General features: G+C 28.6%; 2 protein-coding genes. Both read right to left on the reverse strand.

All coding sequences use genetic code 11. The features are described from left to right. Positions 1-110: 110 nt before the first annotated feature. Positions 111-314 (reverse strand): RNA-binding S4 domain-containing protein, encoded by a 204-nt coding sequence (locus CUN59_RS09345; protein ID WP_104387593.1) that lies wholly within the window; start codon positions 312-314, stop codon positions 111-113. 188 nt (positions 315-502) lie between these two features. Next, positions 503-952 (reverse strand): phosphate-starvation-inducible PsiE family protein, encoded by a 450-nt coding sequence (locus tag CUN59_RS09350; protein ID WP_104387594.1) that lies wholly within the window; start codon positions 950-952, stop codon positions 503-505. Positions 953-1,163: the final 211 nt, after the last annotated feature.

The raw sequence follows: 1,163 nt of genomic DNA on the forward strand, positions 1-1,163 counted from the left end.
AAAGGTGGCATCAATAGAAGCAATTGAACAGAGTTTAGTAGAGAATTTTGGAGACATCATTGGATGTTTTCGTAACAAAAAAAGTGACAGTAAGAATGTAGATATTAAAATTAATCAGCAGTATCTGAGATTACTTCCCCGACTTTGAGAGTTTGTCCACCCACTGTCACCTCATCATCATCTACTAATTTCCGTCCTCTTCTCGTTTCCACCATACCATTAACTTTTACCTCACCATCAATAATCATTAGTTTAGCTTGACCTCCGGTAGAGGTGATACCCGCAAATTTTAAAAACTGGTCAAGTTTAATCATCGCCTTTTACCTACTTGTGAAAAAGTATCATCTATAGCACTATACCAGAATCTTAGATTTTAATACACGAAGTAAGTAGAAGAGAATAAATCAAAGTAAATTAAGCCATGTAAAAAATATGGAGACTGTTTCGTAGTCAGGACTTCAGTTCTCTAATGAGGAATTACAAAATCTGAATTTAATAATCTTTATTTAGGATGACTACTCCGAATTATTAGATAACTAATTGATAAAGAAAGAATCGCAATACCTAAACCAATAATTTCTATCCCTTCAGTAGCTTTTAAATCAAGAATAATAATTTTTCTGGCAATAGCAATTAAAGAAGTTACAATAACTAATTCAACCTGTAAAACGTGCTTTTTTAAATAGCCAGTAATATTTTCTAATATTTCCAAAGCAATTAAAACATTTAAAAATAAACCAAAAGTTTGAAATAATGTTTGACTAAAACTACCTTTTTCCGGAGAAAGAATTTCTGTAATAATAAATTTTCCTAAATCAATTAGACTCAAAAAAATTACTATTACCATCAACAGAGATAGCAATTTTGAAACTATTACTTCAATAATTTCAATCATCTGCATAAAATTATGATCACTGAAAAGTGAAACCAATCTTTTAATTAATTTTTTCATCTGCTACTCCTGATAGAAAATTAAGTAAATGCAAGAAAACCCCTTTAGATTTGTCTATAGGATTGAAAAATATCTTTAATTCTCATAGTTTAAAACTAATCGTGATTAAATTTTAAGAATTAACCTATCTAAAAATAGAATCATAACTATTAGTGCTTAACTATAGATTAAATTATATATTTACAGTGTATTTCATTCAAATGAGGTACAA

The organism is Cuspidothrix issatschenkoi CHARLIE-1 (genome assembly GCF_002934005.1).
GTDB classification, from domain to species: Bacteria; Cyanobacteriota; Cyanobacteriia; order Cyanobacteriales; family Nostocaceae; genus Cuspidothrix; species Cuspidothrix issatschenkoi.

Coding starts and splice junctions, on each gene's coding strand:
- CUN59_RS09345 (WP_104387593.1), bottom strand. CDS start 314: ATGATTAAACTTGACCAGTTTTTAAAATTTGCGGGTATCACCTCTACC.
- CUN59_RS09350 (WP_104387594.1), bottom strand. CDS start 952: ATGAAAAAATTAATTAAAAGATTGGTTTCACTTTTCAGTGATCATAAT.